Genomic DNA, 15,857 nt, shown 5'->3' with positions numbered 1-15,857 from the left:
GAACGAGGGAGGCCACCGATGACCGCAGAGAAGCTGCTCTTCCTGGGCGACAGCCTGACCGAGGGCGGAGACTGGGCCGCCTGGTTCCCCGACGACGAGGTGATCAACCAGGGCGTCGGCGGCGACACGACGGCCGACGTCATCGCCCGCCTCGATGACGTCGTCGCGGCCGACCCCGACTCCGTCGTGCTGCTGATCGGCACCAACGACTTCGCGCAACGCCGCAGCGTCGAGCAGGTCGTGCGCACGATCGAGACGATCATGGTCGACCTGCGCCGCCTTCTGCCGGGGGTGCGACTGCTGCTGCAGTCGATCCCGCCGCGCGGCTCCGACTACAGCGACCGCATTCAGGATGCCAACCGTCACCTCCGCCAGTTCGCCGCGACCGTCCGCGCGCAGTACCTCGATCTCTGGCCCGCGTTGGCGACGGGCGACGTCTTGAACCCCGACTTCACAGAGGACGGCCTGCACTTCACCGAGGAGGGATACCAGGCGTGGCTCTCCGAGCTGCGGCCGGGCCTCGAGCGCCTCCGCGACGAGCCGCCGATGAGTCGGCCGATCAGCATCATCCGCCCGTCGGAATCCGCGTAGCCGGCCTCTCGCCACCTGCCTCGGCCGTCTGGGACAGGCGCCCCGCGGCGGTAGGCTGGAGGCCATGCCCACTCCGCAGAAGGCCGCGTTCCTCCGGCCGGCGCTCGCCCCCGGCATCCTCGGCGCGATCGTCCTCGTCGCTGGGGCCGCTCTGCTCGACAGCAGCGCGTTCACGATCATCCGGTACGTCGTCGCGATCCTGGCCCTGATCGTCCTGGTCTTCGGCTATCGCGGCCGTGCCTGGGGCTATCTGCCCTTCCTCGCCGCCATCGCCGTGCTCTGGAACCCCGTCTACGTGATCCCGCTGAAGGGCCAGGTGTGGCAGGGCCTGCAGTTCATCGCGGCCGTCGTCTTCATCGTCGCCGCCATTCGGATCCGTGTGCCGTCGCCCGAGGCGCAGGCGCCCGCTCGCGCCGGCAGCTCGGCGCAGCGCCGCCGCTGACGGCACTCGGACGGCCGTGCGCCGTGTTGTGCCCGGCTTCGGAGTAAAATCGTCGGATTGCAGCATTCGGCCACCGGGGCCGGGCTAGAGCGGAGTCTGAATGGCCACGGAGATCGTCGGCGCAGCAGAGAGTCCTCTTCTGACCCTCGCGCGTCATCCGGCGGTTTCGACCGTGACGACATCGTCATGCGCAAGGGCCAGTTCACCCTGCTCAACGGGCACCTCACCCCGCAGCAGTCCATGCTCGAAGACCTCGCCTTCATCAAGCGCGTGCTCGACGACTCCCAGATCCCTCACCTCCTCGTGCGCGGCAACGAAGAGCGCCCGGTCATTGCGATCGACCAGGGCGACCGCGCAGCGTTCGAGGCGGCGCTCGGGGCCGCCGTCCACGGTGAGCCGTTCTACTCCAAGCCAGGCAGGCAGCGGGCCGTGCTCGTGGCCGAGGACGGTCTCGGCGACGTGAGCGAACGCATCCTGCGCCTCTTCCGCCCCCGCGTCGAGCCGATCGGGCGCCTGCGATACGGTGCCGCGATGGCCGTGCAGATCGAGTTCTGGATCACGACCGACACCGAGGTGCTCGCCCCCAGCGAGAACGCCCTGATGCGCCGCGAGCTGCCGCGCGACGAGGCCGTGCAGGTCTCGATCGAGCGCTACGGCATGCAGTGGGTCACCCTCGAGCACATGTTCGAAGACCATGCGACCGACATCACCTTCGACATCGACATGGTCTTCTCGTGGGTCGACGGCAACTCCGTCGAGTACCAGCGGGCCCGCGCCCGGCAAGCCAAGCACCACGTGGTGGGGGACGGCGACGACTCGGTCGCCCGCTTCCGCCAGATCGACGAGCTCAAGTACGCGCTTCGCAGTGTCTACATGTTCGCGCCGTGGGTTCGCAACATCTACATCGCCACCGACTCGCCGGCCCCCACCTGGCTGGCCGACCACCCGCGGGTGCGCATCGTTCGGAGCGAGGAGTTCTTCGCCGACCCGTCGGTGCTGCCGACGCACAACTCGCAGGCGGTCGAGTCGCAGTTGCACCACATCAAGGGTCTCAGCGAGCACTTCCTCTACTCGAACGACGATATGTTCTTCGGCCGGCCCGTCGGCCCCGGCATGTTCTTTTCGCCGGGCTCGCTCACGAAGTTCATCGAAGCGGAGACCCGCATCGGCCTCGGCCTCAACAACTCCGAGCGGAGCGGCTTCGAGAACTCCGCGCGGGTCAACCGCGCTCTTCTGCAGCAGCGCTTCGGCCGGGTCACGACTCGGCACCTCGAGCACACCGCCGCGCCGCTGCGCAAGAGCGTGCTCACCGAGATGGAGCACGAGTTCGCCGACGAGTTCAGCGAGACGGCGGCGTCGCCCTTCAGAGCCAAGACGAACATTTCGGTGACGAACTCGCTCTATCACTACTACGCGCTGATGACCGGTCGGGCGATCGTGCAGGAGCGCGCCAAAGTCAGCTACGTCGACACGACGATGGTGTCGGGCTTGGCGTTCTTGAACGAGCTGCTCAAGAAGCGCTCCTACGACTTCTTCTGCCTGAACGACGGCTCGTTCCCGGAGGTCAGCGATGAAGAGCGCACGGCGGTCGTCACCGACTTCCTCGAGCGCTACTTCCCCTTCAAAGCCCCCTGGGAGCACTAACGCCCCTACCCCTTACCTTTTCGGCACGTTCCGACCGTTTGGACGATCAGATCCTGCCGAAAAGGTAAGGATCGGCGGGTTACAGGGTGCCGATGGGGCCCGTGAGCGACAGGTCGCGGTCGTGCGTGGGCACGACCAGCTCGTCGGCGGGGACGGCGCGGTGGCGCGGGCGAGCAGCGGGGATGACGATGCCGGCGTCGGCCAGGCGGGCGGCCACGACTGCCGGGGGCACGTACTCGCCCACGGTGGCGAACGTTCCGATCGGCACGACCGAGTTGACGATGGTGTCGGGGTAGACGTGCACGAGGTTGTAGGCCTGAGCGCCGTCCTGGCCCCGCGTGGCATTCGTCGGCAGGTTGAGGTCGGCGGTGTAGCAGGTGGCCGAGGCGACGGAGACGGGGATCCCGGCGAACATCGCGTTGGTCGAGAAGTGCAGGTGGCCGGCGATGATCGATCGCACGTCGCTGCCCTCGAGCACCTCGGCGAGGGCCGGCTGGTCGCGCAGCTCGACGAGCACCGTGAGGTCTTTGATGCTGGGCACCGGCGGGTGGTGCATGGCGAGGATCGTGCCGTCGGGGGCGTTCGTGCTCAACTCTTCGGCCAGCCAGTCGAGCTGTGCGCCCGTGATTTCGCCGTAGTGCTGGCCCGGCACCGTCGTGTCGATCGTGATGACGCGCAGGCCGTTGACGTCGTAGACGAAGTCGACGGGGCGGTCGCTCGGGATCTGCCCGAAGAGCTCTTGGCGGAAGGCGCCGCGGTCGTCGTGGTTGCCCATCGCCCAGATGATCTGCGCGCCGAGGCGACGAGCGACAGGCTCGAGGAGGCCGCGCAGCTTGCGATAGGCCCCCGGCTCGCCCTTGTCGGCGAGGTCACCGGTCACGACGATCGCCTCGGGGCGGGCCCCGGAGTCTTCGAGCTCGGCCATGATCTGGCGGAGACGGCCTTCGCTGTCCACATCACCGTAGAGGTCGCCGTCACCCGCGATCAGATGCGTATCGCTCAGGTGCAGGATGAAGTGGTCAGGCCGAGGGTGTTCGGCCATGCGCTGTTGTCGAGGGCGCTCGCCCATGATTCTCGCATTCAGTGTGCTGTGACGTGGGCGAACTTGACGCCCACGCTCTTGCAAGGTGTTCGTGACCAAGTCCACCACCGGATTGCCCGCTCACGGTGAACTGCAACCCGCGAGTCGGTGAATCATGTGCGAACAAGGAGACCAACCCGCTCGACACTAGTCGGGCGTGTCGCGCGAGGGGAGGCCCCCGTTAGAGTCCTGTGCGAGTTATTACGTTTCGTAATGGTTGGACGCGCAAAAAACGGGCGACCGGTCGGTCGCCCGTTTTCATGAAGCCTCGTTAGGCCGAAACGGTCTCGGTGCTCACGATGTTGACGACCTTGCGGCCGCCCTTCGCACCGAACTCGACCGCGCCCGGGGCGAGGGCGAACAGGGTGTCGTCGCCGCCACGGCCCACGTTCACACCGGGGTGGAAGTGGGTGCCGCGCTGACGCACGATGATCTCGCCCGCGAGGACGACCTGGCCGCCGAAGCGCTTCACGCCGAGGCGCTGCGCGTTCGAGTCGCGGCCGTTACGAGTGGAGCTTGCGCCCTTTTTGTGTGCCATTGTCCAGCCGCCTCTACTTGGTCTTGATCGACGTGATCTTGACGCGGGTCAGGTCGGCACGGAACCCCATGCGACGCTTGTACCCGGTCTTGTTCTTGTAGTTCTGGATCACGATCTTCGGGCCGCGGAGGTCGTTCAGAACCTCGCCCTCGACCGTGACCTTCGACAGCGCGTCACCCGACAGGATCGTGTCGCCGTCGACGTGCAGGACGGGAACGAACGAGACGGTGTCGCTGGCATTCGCCTTGAGACGGTCGACGGTCACGATCGTGCCCACCTCGACCTTCTCTTGACGACCACCGGCACGCACAATAGCGAAAGCCATGGGAACTCCAAAAGGGAAGAATGAGTGTGCCCGGGTCGCCGGGCAACTTCGCTATCCTTTCACAAATGTCACGATCGATCAAACTTCGCACGCCGCCCCGGTTCACCGCCGAGATCGTGGCCGACGCCCGCGAGAGCATCCAGGGGCTCCTCGACGATCTGGGGCGACTGACCGCCGAGCACGCTGACGACATCGAGGTCTGGGGGTCGGCCGTCACCACGGCGGGGTGGGAGATCGCACGCCTCGGGCAGTGGCTGGGGCTCGAAGGCGAGGCGGTGCTGCTGCTGGGCGGAGCCTCGTATCCTGAGATCGCCGCGCACGAGGGCACGAGTGCGTCCAACGTGTACAACCGGGTCGGCAAGTCGTTGACCCTGGCGCCGTACGCGAAGGCTGTGGGCGCCGTGGCGCACGTCTCGGCCGAGAGCCTGGACGAGGCGCGTCGCGAGTACGCGGCCGAATCATCGGGGGCCGAGGCCCAGGTGGGCGACGCGGGCCCGGCTGACGACTCTCTGGCGAGCAGGATCCCGGGCATCCTGCGGCCGGGCCCTGCAACCACCGCCGAGATCGTGGCAGCGCTGCCCGACTACCGCCGCTCGAGTGTGCTCTCGACTCTCTCGGTGCTCGCGCGCAAAGGCGCCGTGGCCCGGGTGGGCCACGGCGTCTACGCGCTGCCGTCGGACCAGGTCACGGACTAGCTGCCGGCCGGCGCGGCCAGTGCCTCCGTCAGGCCGAAGGCCTTCAGCTCTTCGTCGTCGAGCATTCGCGAGCGGATCAGGAACCGCTTGCCCTCGGGGCTCTCGACGCTGAAGCCGGCGCCACGGCCGGCGACGACGTCGATCGTCAGGTGCGTGTACTTCCAGTACTCGAACTGGCTGCGCGACATGAAGACCTCGATGGGATCGAGGCCGTCGACGTGCAGGTCGCCCAGGTGGACGTCGACGGCGCCCACCTTGAAGAACCCGACCGGGTAGCACATCGGCGAGCTGCCGTCGCAGCAGCCGCCCGACTGATGGAACATCAGCGGGCCGTGCTTCGCCGTCAGCTCCACGAGGAAGGCCGCTGCCGCGGGTGTCACGTCAACCCGCGACAGCGCCTCCCCGGCCTCCTGAACCGCTGCCGACTCGGTGTCCATCAAAAGAATCCCATCGGGCCGTCGGCGTACGAGACCAGGAGGTTCTTCGTCTGCTGGTAGTGGTCGAGCATCATCTTGTGGTTCTCGCGGCCGATCCCCGACTGCTTGTAGCCACCGAATGCGGCTCCCGCCGGATACTGGTGGTACGTGTTGGACCAGACGCGACCGGCCTGGATGTCGCGGCCCGCCCGGTAGAGCTGGGCGCCGTTGCGGCTCCACACGCCGGCGCCGAGGCCGTAGAGGGTGTCGTTGGCGATCTTGATGGCGTCGTCGTAGTCGCTGAAGCTCGTGAGCGACAGCACCGGGCCGAAGATCTCCTCCTGGAAGATGCGCATCGAGTTGCGCCCCTCGAAAATCGTCGGGTTGACGTAGTAGCCGTCGGTCAGGTCGCCACCGAGGTCGGCCCGGTCGCCGCCGAGCAGCAGCTTCGCGCCCTCCTGCTTGCCGATGTCCATGTAGCTCAGGATCTTCTCGAGCTGGTCGTTCGACGCCTGCGCCCCGATCATCGTGTCGAGGGCCAGCGGGTTGCCTTGCTTGACCTGCTTGACGCGCTCGATGCCGTCCGCGACGAAGCCGTCGTAGATCGACTGCTGCACGAGAGCGCGCGACGGGCAGGTGCAGACCTCGCCCGAGTTCAGGTTGAAGAACGAGAAGCCCTCGAGGGCCTTCGAGTAGAAGTCGTCCTTCTCGTCGGCGACGTCGGCGAAGAAGACGTTGGGGCTCTTGCCGCCGAGCTCCAGCGTCACCGGGATCAGGTTCTCGGACGCCATCTGCATGATGAGGCGCCCGGTCGTGGTCTCGCCGGTGAAGGCGATCTTGCGGATGTTGGGGTGCGCCGCCAGGGGAGCACCGGCCTCCACGCCGAAGCCGTTGACGATGTTGAGGACGCCGGCCGGCAGGAGATCCTGAATCAGCTTTATGAACACGTGGATCGAGGCGGGGGTCTGCTCGGCGGGCTTCAGCACGACGCAGTTGCCGGCGGCGAGAGCAGGCGCCAGCTTCCAGACGGCCATGAGCAGCGGGAAGTTCCAGGGGATGATCTGGCCCACGACGCCGAGCGGTTCGTGGAAGTGGTAGGCGACGGTGTCGTTGTCGATCTCGCCCGTCGAGCCCTCCTGAGCGCGGATGGCGCCGGCGAAGTAGCGAAAGTGGTCGATCGCCAGCGGCACGTCGGCGGCGAGGGCTTCGCGGATCGGCTTGCCGTTGTCCCAGGTCTCGGCGACCGCCAGCATCTCGAGGTTCGCCTCCATGCGGTCGGCGATCTTGTTCAGGATGATCGCGCGCTGGGTGATCGTGGTCTTCTTCCACGAGTCGAAGGCGCGCCACGCGGCTTCGACGGCCTTGTCGATGTCGGCGGCGTTGCCGCGGGCGACCTCGGTGAACACCTTTCCGTTGACGGGCGACGGGTTCTCGAAATACTGCCCCGACGACGGGGCGAAGTATTCACCGCCGATGTAATGGTCGTATCGGGGTTTGAACTGCACCTTCGCATCGGGCGAACCCGGGGTGGCGTAGGTGTTCGGAGGAGTGGTGACGGTCATGGCCGCATCCCTTTCGACGTCGTTGTCTGGGCGCCCGAGGGTCACTCGGGCTCACCCGAAAGGTAGGCGCGTCGAGGTTGCGGAGGGTTGCGGGCGACGGGTGTCGCGGGGAGCAGGCGTGTTGCTCGAAATCGCCGGTCAGGCGCGGTCGAGCAGCTCGATGCGAGCCACGACTCCGGCACGTCTCGGCGACTTCGGCGGCAGCATCGCGAGGGCCGCCATCAGGATGTCGCGGTCGCAGTCTCCTGACGTCGCCGCGTAGTCGAGCAGCACGTCGACCGACGCGTCGGCGAGCAGCGACTCGCGCACCCGGGTCGACAGACTGTCGCGGATCTCCTCGATCCCCGGCGCCGTCGAATTCGGCAGCACGGGCCCGGTGAACGCCTCGACGGCCCGCCGGTGCGCGCCCCGGTCGAGCAGGGCGACGACGCGCGAGATGTCGGTGTCGAGCGGGTTCAGCAACCGGTACGGGCGAGAGAGCGGGGCCAGACGAGGATCCAGCGACTCGAGCGCGTGGCGCAGGCGCACCATCTCCGCGCGAAGGGTCAGCACCACACCCGAGTCGCCGTAGGTGAGCTGCGCCAGCTCTTCGGCCGACAGGCCGCGCGGGTGCCAGCTGAGCAGGGTCATCAGCTCGCTGTGCCGGGCGCTGAGCGAGACGATCCTGCGGCCGTCCGAGATCAGGGCGACGTCGCGGCCGAGGGTCGCGAGGCTCGCCGCTGTCGCTTTGTGCGGCGTGGCGCTGGCGATGCGGCCTCTCGCCGCGGTCGACCGCGGGGGTGTGGCCCGAAGCTTCGCCACCATGAGCTCGGCCTCCATCGCTGCGGCGGTCGCCTCGAGCAGCGGAAGGGTGTGCGGGCCGACGGCGCGTTCGTCGCCGGTGATGTCGAGGAAGCCCAGGACGGTGCGGCTGACCGGGTCGTGGATCGGCACCGCCGTGCAGCTCCACTGCTGCACCATCCGGTTGAAGTGCTCTTCGCCGCGAATCTGCACGCCGTGGTCGAGCACCAGGGCGGTGCCGGGAGCCGAGGTGCCCACTCGGCTCTCGGCCCAGCCGGCCCCCTCGACGAAGCGCATGTCCTCAGCAGAGCGCTTCGCCTCGTGATCGCCCTCGACCCAGAGCAGTCGCCCGTACTCGTCGCCGACAGCGACGATCAGGCCGGACCCCTCGATGTCCTTCAACAGCAGCTTGCGCACGACGGGCAGCAGCAGCGACAGCGGGTGGTCACGGCGGTACGAATCGACGTCGTCCTCGGGCAGTTCGAGCTCGGCCAGCAGCCGCTCGGGATCGAGCTTGCGCTTGAGGGCGCGCTCCCACGACTCCGCCACGAGCCGCCGAGCGACAGGGGAGACGGACCCTCCTTCGGCCGAGGAGAGCCACGGACTGATCGATGTCTCGCTCACTGCCATGAATGCCAATCGTCGTCGATTGCACTCCGCGCGTCGGGCGCCGCGGATTCTGCCAAAATCCTACGTCGCGACCCCGCGCTGCGAAAGAGCGCAGGCTGGTGCGATGAGCGAACTCACTGCCGTGGCGCCGCGGCGCCGCGGCCCCGTGGCGCCGCGGCGACGCCCGGGCTTTCGGCTGTGCTCCCCGCGCCGCGGCGCTGAGACGTCGGCCGAAACGCGGGTGCCGCCGACGGCGAGAAACCTCAGCTCGCGCAGTCGAGGCAGAGCGCGGCCATCGGGCGAGCCTCCAGACGCGCGGCGGCGATGGGGCGGCCGCAGTTGAGGCAGAAGCCGTACTGGCCGCCGAACAGCCGGTCGAGCGCATTCGCCGCCTCTGCGGCACGATCCAGCGTCGACCGCCGGATCGCCTCGAGCTGCGACCGCTCGAACGCGATCGTCGAGCCCTCGGGGTCGTGCTCGTCGTCGACGTTCGACGCGTCGCGGGCCTCCGAGACCGCCACCATGTCGCGCTGCAGTTGGGCCGCCAAGGCGAGCGCCTCGTCGCGCACGGTCTCGAGGCGGGCGCGGGTCGTCGGATCCTGCGGTGTCGGTTCGGTTGGAGTGGTCACACCTCTCAGGCCGCCAAGATGGGCGGCACCTCTTCGCCCGCACGCGGGGGCGCCGGGGGAGTGCCGTCGCCGAACGGGCGCCCGCCCAGGTCTTCGCGGCCGTGCGGCGTGAGCCAGCCGCGCGGGTCGGGGCCGAGAGGCACGATCCCGGTCGGGTTGATGTCGCTCTGCACGATGTAGTAGTGCCGCTTGATCTGCTCGAAGTCGATGGTGTCGCCGAAGCCGGAGGTCTGGAAGAGGTCGCGGGCATAGGCCCAGAGCGCCGGCATCTCGTCGAGCTTGTTGCGATTGCACTTGAAGTGGCCGTGATAGACGGCATCGAAGCGGGCGAGCGTCGTGAACAGGCGGATGTCGGCCTCGGTGATGGTGTCGCCGACCAGGTAGCGCTGCGTCTCGAGTCGATGCTCGAGCCAGTCGAGCCGGTCGAAGAGGCGCGTGTAGGCGCGTTCGTAGCTGCCCTGCGACCCGGCGAAGCCTGCCCGGTAGACGCCGTTGTTGACGTCGCGGAAGATCACCTCGGCGACGTCGTCGATCTCGTCGCGGAGGTGCACGGGGTAGAGGTCGGGCGCGCCATCGCGGTAGAACCCCTCCCACTCGGTGGCGAAGTCGAGGGTGATCTGCGGGAAGTTGTTCGTGACGACCTTGCCGGTCGGGATGTCGACGATCGCCGGCACCGTGATGCCGCGCGGGTAGTCGGGCGTGCGCTTGAAGAACGCCTCCTGCAGCCAGTGGATTCCGAGCACAGGATCGAGGCCGCCCGGGTCGAGATCGAAGGTCCAGCTGCGCGCGTCGTGCGTCGGGCCCGGCAGCCCGAGCGAGATGGCATCCTCGAGGCCGAGCAGCCGACGCGAGATGACAGAGCGGTTCGCCCAGGGGCAGGCGCGGGCGGCGACGAGCCGGTAGCGGCCGGCTTCGACGGGCCACCCGTCGACCGCGTCGCGGGTGATGCGGTCTTCGATGTAGTTGGTGTCGCGGGTGTACTCCTGGCCGGGGGTGACGTAGCTGCCCGGGGTGCTCTCACTCGTGTCGCTGGTCGCCTGATCGCTCATGCCGCTCACCCTACTTCGCGCGCCTCGTGGTGGCCGGGCGACGGCCGGCCGTAGGCCCGCGATTCGGACATCGCGACGCGACGCAGTGGCTTGTCCGAACGCCGGGCGAGCGGCATGGCCTCACCCTACGAGGTCGGCGTCGGCGTCGGCGCCCGCGTCGCCCAGGGCGCCGGTTTCGAGGCGGCCCGCCTTCCAGTCGCGCCAGAGCGTCTTGAGATCCCACGCGTTCTCGGCCTCGAGCGAGATGCCCCGCTCGCCGGTGCGACGGGTTCGGCCCTGGATCAGCATCAGCTTGGTGCCGAAGAGCAGCGACCCGGCTCGCTGTTGCGCCTCTTCGAAGAAGGTGGAGTCGGAGCACCCCGAGCCGTCGTCGAGACTGATGAACACGACGCGCTTGCCGCTCTTCATCGGCGGGGTCTGCGTGGCGATGCGGATGCCGGCGACGAGCACCCGTGTGCCGTTCCAGTGGTCGCGAAGGTCAGCGGCCCGCGTCACCCCGAGGGCGTCGAGCATCGGGCGGTAGCTCTCGACGACATGCTCGGACACCTCCATCGAGAGGATGTCGAGCTCGTCGCTGACCCGCTCGCGCGTCGACACGTCGGGCGTGCCGACCGGCACCGATGCGGACTCGTCGACGTCGAAGTCGAGCTGGTTGTCAGCATCCTCGGTCTTCGGCCTGGTGGTGCGGCCGATCAGCTGGCGCACCCGCGCCACCACGTCGCCGCGGGTGCGGCCGGGCCCCGCCACCGAATCGAGAGCACCCACCTGCGCCAGCCGCAGCAGCAGCCGCCTGGACGGAGTCGCCCGCTGGTAGAAGTCGGCGATCGACGTGTAGGGGCGGTTCTCGATGACGCGGGTGAGCTCGTTCTCGCTGATGCCCTGCACATCGATCAGCGACAGCCGGATGCCGAGGTCGCCGGGATACGAGCGCGCGATCGGCGTGCGCGGGGGCCTGACCCGCTCGACGTGGAAGACCTCGTCGGAGGCGTTGACGTCGAGCGGCAGCACCGGGATGCCCATGCGGCGCGCCTCGGTGAGCAGCAGCCGCTTCGGATACATGCCGGGGTCGTGGGTCAGGATGCCGGCGAGGAACTCGGCCGGGTAGTGCGTCTTGAGCCACGCGCTCTGATACGTCGGCAGGGCGAACGCCGCCCCGTGCGCCTTGCAGAACCCGAACGACCCGAAGCCCTTCAGCACCGCCCAGATGCGATCGATCTCTTTGTCGGTGTACCGCCTGCGACCTTTCTCGTCGACGTTGGCCTTGGTCTTCTGTCTGAACTCGTCTTCGAGGTCGTCGCGCTTGGTCATCTGCCGACGCATCTCGTCTGCCTCGGCCAGCGAGATGCGCATCGTGGCATGCAGGATGCGAAGGACGTGCTCGTGGTAGATCACCACCCCGTAGCTGTCCTGGAGGAACGGTGCGAACGACGGGTGCACGTAGTCGGCCTGCTGGAAGCCGTGCTTGGTGTCGAGGTAGGGCGCGATCATGTTGCCCTTCATCGGCCCGGGGCGGAACAGCGAGATGTCGGCGATGAGGTCTTCGTAGAGGTCGGGCTGCATCTTGCCGATCAGCTCGCGCTGGCCGGGGCTCTCGATCTGGAACATGCCGAGCGTGTGCGTGGTGCGGATCGCCTCGAAGGTCGGCTCGTCGTCGTGGGGGATCGCGTCGAGCTCGATGCGGCCCTCTCGATTGATGTAGGGCACGTCGATCGGCAGGGCGCCGGCGACCGCGGTGCGGGGCCCGTTGACCCGCTCGATCTCGTCGAGCGCGAACGCCAGCGACGACTGCATGCGAACGCCCAGCACGTCGAGCTTCAAGAGCCCCGCGTCGTTCATGTCGTGCTTGTCGAACTGGCTCATCGGCAGGCCCATGCCGCTCGGCTGCACCGGGGTCATGCTGAGCAGGTCGGAGTCGCCCAGGATCACCCCGCACGGGTGCATCGAGATGTGCCGCGGCAGGCGGTCGAGACGCTCGGTGAGGTCGACGAGCAGGTTGATCTGGTCGTTCGTCTTGACGAGCTGGGCGATCTCGCGAAGCTCGGGCTTCTCGTCGAGGGCCTGCCGCATGTCGCGGGCGTTGGAGCGCCAGACGTTGTTCGCGACCAGGTCGATCTGGTGCTCGTCGAGCCCGAGGGCGAGCCCCGCGTCGCGCACGGCACCGCGCCCGCGGTAGGTCGACTGCATCGACATCAGCGTGACCCGGTTGCTGCCGTAGCGGTCGAAGATCGCCCGGTAGACCTCGTGCCGCCTCGCCGACTCGACGTCGATGTCGATGTCGGGGAGGGTCTCGCGCTTGTTGCCGAGGAAGCGCTCGAACAGCAGGTCGTGCTCGAGCGGGTCGACGTTCGAGATGCGCAGCAGGTAGGTGACGAGGCTGCCGGCACCCGAGCCCCGGGCGGCGTTGCGGACCCTCATCTCGCGCATCATCTTCGACACGTCGGCCACGGTCAAGAAGTAGCCCGCGAAGCCGAAGCCCGTGATCGTCTGCAGCTCGTCTCGCATCCTGCGCTCGATCTGCTCGCGCTTCGACATCGACACGTCGCCGAAGCGCTCGGTGATGCCCGCCTCGGCGCGCCGCTGCAGCACCACGTTGGGGTCGCCCTCGACGCCGATCGCGCTGAGCTCGGGCACTTTCGCACGGCGCCAGCCGAGATCGCCGTCGGGGTCGAGGCGGCAGCGGTCGGCCAGCTCTTCGGTCGCGCGCAGCATCGCCTCGGCGGCACTGCGGTCGAGCGACGACGAGCCGGCGATCTGAAGGGCGAGCTCGCGCATCTCGCCCGGGCCCTTGAGCCAGGCCTGCGCATTGGGCTGGGGGAGGAACGTGCCGAGGGCCTGGAGGTGACCTGCCGCATCGAGCACGTCGGCAGTGACGGCGCCGTCGGGGTCTCGGTAACGCACGGCATTGGTCAGGATCGCGGGCACCCCGGTCTGGTCGGCCAGCTCGAGCATGCGGCTCGCATGGCGGAGGCTCCGGCTCTCGCCCGGCTCGGTGAAGTGGCAGACCACCTCGATGACGATGCCGCCCGGCACCATGGCGCACCAGTCGGCCAGCAGAGCCAGGGCGACGGAGTGCTCGCCCCGGGCCACCGCGCGGCCCACGTCGGAGTCCGGGCCGAGAAGGACGGTGCCGGTCGCCCCGTCTTCGCCGACGAGGAAGGCCCGGATGCGCGAGTGGGCGATCGTGGCGACACTGTTGGCACTGCCCGAGACCTTTCGGGTGGCCCGGCCGTGGGCAGCGCTGATGAGGCGGCACATCGACGCCCAGCCGGCCCCGTCGATGCGGCCGTGGGCGAGCACCACGACCCGATCGGTCTCGGCGGCGGTGCGCTGACGGGTGGTGCTCGACGACGCGGTCGCCTCGGGGGAGACCCCGAGCTCGACCCCGACGATCGGGTCGATGCCCGCCACCTTGCAGGCGTTGATGTGGCGGATCGCGCCGTACAGGCCGTCGCGGTCGGTGATCGCGGCTGCATCGGCCCCGTGGGACGCAACGTGGCCGGCCAGTTCGAGCGGCGACGCGGTGCCGAAGTGGGCACTGAACGAGGAGGCGACGTGCAAGTGGGTGAACGACACCGCGTCTCCGATCCGTTCGAACGTGTGTTCGAACAGTGTAGGTCACCACGCGGGAGTACGCTCGACGAGGCAACGTGGCCTTCTTCGCGCCCGTGCCTTCTGCGACACGCATTGTCGACATCCGGGGAATGCTTCCTGTGCCGGCGCGTTGACCCTCGTGGCCTCCACTCCTGAAAGGACCCCATGAACATCCGCACGCGTCTCGAGCTGTCCATCCGATGACCGAGACGAGCACACTCATCATCCTCGGCGCCTCCGGTGACCTCACCGAGCGCCTCCTCCTCCCCGGCCTCGCGAGCCTGCTGAAGAGCGACCGCGGCGTCGACGTCAAGCTGATCGGCACCGGCCGCAGCGCACGCAGCCCGAAAGAGTGGGACGACGTCGTCAAGACGGCGTTCAACGGCGACGCCGGCAGCGACCTCGCCAAGCGCACCCTCGCCTCCAGCGAGTACATCCAGGGCGACCCGACCGACTCCGCGCACCTCGAGAAGCTGTTCGAGGCCTCCGAGGGCGAGCCGGTCATGTACTTCGCCCTCCCGCCCGCGATCTCGGTGAAGGTCATCAAGGCCCTCGAGAAGATCACCGTGCCCGACGGCCTCCGCCTCGCGCTCGAGAAGCCCTTCGGCAACGACGAGGAGGGCGCGCGCGACCTCAACGCCGAGCTCCTCAAGGTCGTCCCCGAAGAGCGCATCCACCGCACCGACCACTTCCTCGGTCGCTCGACGGTGCTCGACATCATCGGCCTCCGCTTCGCCAACCGCCTCTTCGAGCCGGTCTGGAACAGCGACAACATCGAGAAGGTCGAGATCTTCTACGACGAGATCCTAGGGCTCGAGGGTCGCGCGCAGTACTACGACAAGGCCGGCGCCCTGATCGACATGATCCAGAGCCACCTCCTGCAGATCCTGGCGGTCATCGCGATGGACGCCCCGGCGTCGATCGACGCCGTCGAGCTCCGCAGCGAGATCGCCCGCGTCCTCCGCGCCACCTGGGTGAAGGACGGCGACCCCGTCACCTCCAGCCGCCGCGGCCAGTACACCGCCGGCACCATCGACGGCAAAGACGTGCCGTCGTACTCCGACGAGGACGGCGTCGACAACGCGCTGCAGACCGAGACGCTGGCCGAGGTCGAGTTCGAGATCAAGACGCGCCGCTGGGCCGGCGTCCCCTTCATCCTGCGCTCCGGCAAGGGCATGGAGAAGATCCGCAAGGAGGTGCTGATCACCTTCAAACCGGTGCCGGTGCTCCCCGCGGGTCTCAAGGGCGCGTCGACCCCCGACACCCTGCGCATCGAGATCAGCCCCGAGACCCTCGAGCTCGGCGTCACGACCAACGGCAAGGGCAATCCGTTCTCGCTCGAGAAGTCGATCCTCAAGACCGACCTCGGCAAGCCCGAGCTGACCCCCTACGGCGAAGTGCTCTCGGGCATCTTCCACGACGACCCCACGCTCTCGATTCGCGGCGACGTCGCGGAGCGCTGCTGGGCCATCGTGGCGCCGGTCATCACCGCATGGAAGTCCGACATGGTGCCGCTCGAGAAGTACGCCGCCGGCTCCTCGGGACCTGCCGAGTGGACCACCTCGAAAGAAGCGTAAGCCACTGGCTCCGGCCAGGCTCCGCTAGCCCGAACGCCCTCCACGCTGCTGCGCGGGGGGCGTTCTGCGTTGCGGGAGGGAATTGCGGCGTCAGAACCACGTGAGGGAGGAAGCCGTTCGGAAGGAGGGCACCGTTCGGGAGGGAATGCGCGATTCCGTTCCTCCTGAGCGGGTTGGATGCGAGTGTTTTCCTCCCTACGCGCGACGAAACCGGATCCATTCCTCCTCGCGCGTCAAGACTCCCTTCGGAAAATCACGATCCTCTCTGAACTGTGCGCGAGGATCCTCCCCAACGGCATCGACGACGCCCTGACAGGCGCGGCCTTCG

14 protein-coding genes are annotated in these 15,857 nt (G+C 68.2%); 5 read left to right on the top strand and 9 right to left on the bottom strand.

What is annotated here, in order from left to right:
- The first annotated feature begins 18 nt into the window (after positions 1–18).
- The 3 genes from AX769_RS14445 (at position 19) to AX769_RS14435 (ending at position 2,677) form a co-directional block, all read left to right on the top strand.
- The gene (locus AX769_RS14445) at positions 19–591 is read left to right on the top strand and encodes a GDSL-type esterase/lipase family protein (protein WP_066280678.1); all 573 of its coding nucleotides are present in this window, start codon (positions 19–21) and stop codon (positions 589–591) included.
- Positions 592–655: 64 nt separating this feature from the next.
- The gene (locus AX769_RS14440; RefSeq protein ID WP_066280676.1) at positions 656–1,033 is read left to right on the top strand and encodes a DUF6804 family protein; all 378 of its coding nucleotides are present in this window, start codon (positions 656–658) and stop codon (positions 1,031–1,033) included.
- 186 nt (positions 1,034–1,219) lie between these two features.
- Positions 1,220–2,677, top strand: a complete 1,458-nt coding sequence (locus tag AX769_RS14435) for a stealth conserved region 3 domain-containing protein (protein ID WP_082763834.1) — start codon at positions 1,220–1,222, stop codon at positions 2,675–2,677.
- 79 nt (positions 2,678–2,756) lie between these two features.
- Here the strand turns inward: AX769_RS14435 and AX769_RS14430 are convergent, their stop codons facing one another.
- The 3 genes from AX769_RS14430 to rplU form a co-directional block, all read right to left on the bottom strand.
- Complete coding sequence (locus AX769_RS14430; RefSeq protein ID WP_157887642.1) at positions 2,757–3,719, bottom strand: phosphodiesterase; 963 nt, start codon at positions 3,717–3,719, stop codon at positions 2,757–2,759.
- A gap of 310 nt (positions 3,720–4,029) precedes the next feature.
- Positions 4,030–4,296: a 50S ribosomal protein L27 gene (rpmA, locus tag AX769_RS14425; RefSeq protein ID WP_066278845.1), complete on the bottom strand. Its 267-nt coding sequence runs from the start codon at positions 4,294–4,296 to the stop codon at positions 4,030–4,032.
- 13 nt (positions 4,297–4,309) lie between these two features.
- Positions 4,310–4,621 (bottom strand): 50S ribosomal protein L21, encoded by a 312-nt coding sequence (gene rplU / locus AX769_RS14420; RefSeq protein ID WP_066278842.1) that lies wholly within the window; start codon positions 4,619–4,621, stop codon positions 4,310–4,312.
- 65 nt (positions 4,622–4,686) lie between these two features.
- On the opposite strand from rplU, the gene AX769_RS14415 reads away from it, so the two are divergent.
- On the top strand, positions 4,687–5,316 hold the full coding sequence (locus AX769_RS14415) for a hypothetical protein (protein ID WP_066280674.1): 630 nt from the start codon (positions 4,687–4,689) through the stop codon (positions 5,314–5,316).
- Here the strand turns inward: AX769_RS14415 and AX769_RS14410 are convergent.
- The 6 genes from AX769_RS14410 to AX769_RS14385 all read right to left on the bottom strand — a co-directional run bounded on the left by AX769_RS14410 (position 5,313) and on the right by AX769_RS14385 (position 13,934).
- Positions 5,313–5,753 carry a DUF779 domain-containing protein gene (locus AX769_RS14410; protein WP_066280668.1) on the bottom strand — a complete coding sequence of 147 codons (441 nt, stop codon included), beginning with the start codon at positions 5,751–5,753 and terminating at the stop codon, positions 5,313–5,315. The two genes, AX769_RS14415 and AX769_RS14410, sit on opposite strands and share 4 nt — an antisense overlap.
- Entirely contained in the window at positions 5,753–7,294 is a 1,542-nt protein-coding gene (locus AX769_RS14405; protein ID WP_066280665.1) for an aldehyde dehydrogenase family protein, read from the bottom strand. Before AX769_RS14405 ends, AX769_RS14410 begins: the two co-directional genes overlap by 1 nt.
- Before the next feature lie 138 nt (positions 7,295–7,432).
- Entirely contained in the window at positions 7,433–8,704 is a 1,272-nt protein-coding gene (locus AX769_RS14400; RefSeq protein WP_066280662.1) for a GAF domain-containing protein, read from the bottom strand.
- Between the two features lie 242 nt (positions 8,705–8,946).
- Positions 8,947–9,312: a TraR/DksA C4-type zinc finger protein gene (locus AX769_RS14395; protein ID WP_066280660.1), complete on the bottom strand. Its 366-nt coding sequence runs from the start codon at positions 9,310–9,312 to the stop codon at positions 8,947–8,949.
- Positions 9,313–9,317: 5 nt separating this feature from the next.
- Entirely contained in the window at positions 9,318–10,361 is a 1,044-nt protein-coding gene (locus AX769_RS14390; protein WP_066280658.1) for a glutathione S-transferase family protein, read from the bottom strand.
- 120 nt (positions 10,362–10,481) lie between these two features.
- Entirely contained in the window at positions 10,482–13,934 is a 3,453-nt protein-coding gene (locus AX769_RS14385; protein ID WP_066280655.1) for a DNA polymerase III subunit alpha, read from the bottom strand.
- Between the two features lie 218 nt (positions 13,935–14,152).
- Between AX769_RS14385 and AX769_RS14380 the strand changes: the two genes are divergently transcribed.
- Positions 14,153–15,529 carry a glucose-6-phosphate dehydrogenase gene (locus AX769_RS14380; RefSeq protein ID WP_066280652.1) on the top strand — a complete coding sequence of 459 codons (1,377 nt, stop codon included), beginning with the start codon at positions 14,153–14,155 and terminating at the stop codon, positions 15,527–15,529.
- Positions 15,530–15,857: the final 328 nt, after the last annotated feature.

Source organism: Frondihabitans sp. PAMC 28766, assembly GCF_001577365.1.
Taxonomy (GTDB): domain Bacteria; phylum Actinomycetota; class Actinomycetes; order Actinomycetales; family Microbacteriaceae; genus Frondihabitans.
The sequence above is the reverse complement of the archived record's forward strand: the minus strand, read 5'-3'. Positions and strand labels throughout refer to the sequence as shown.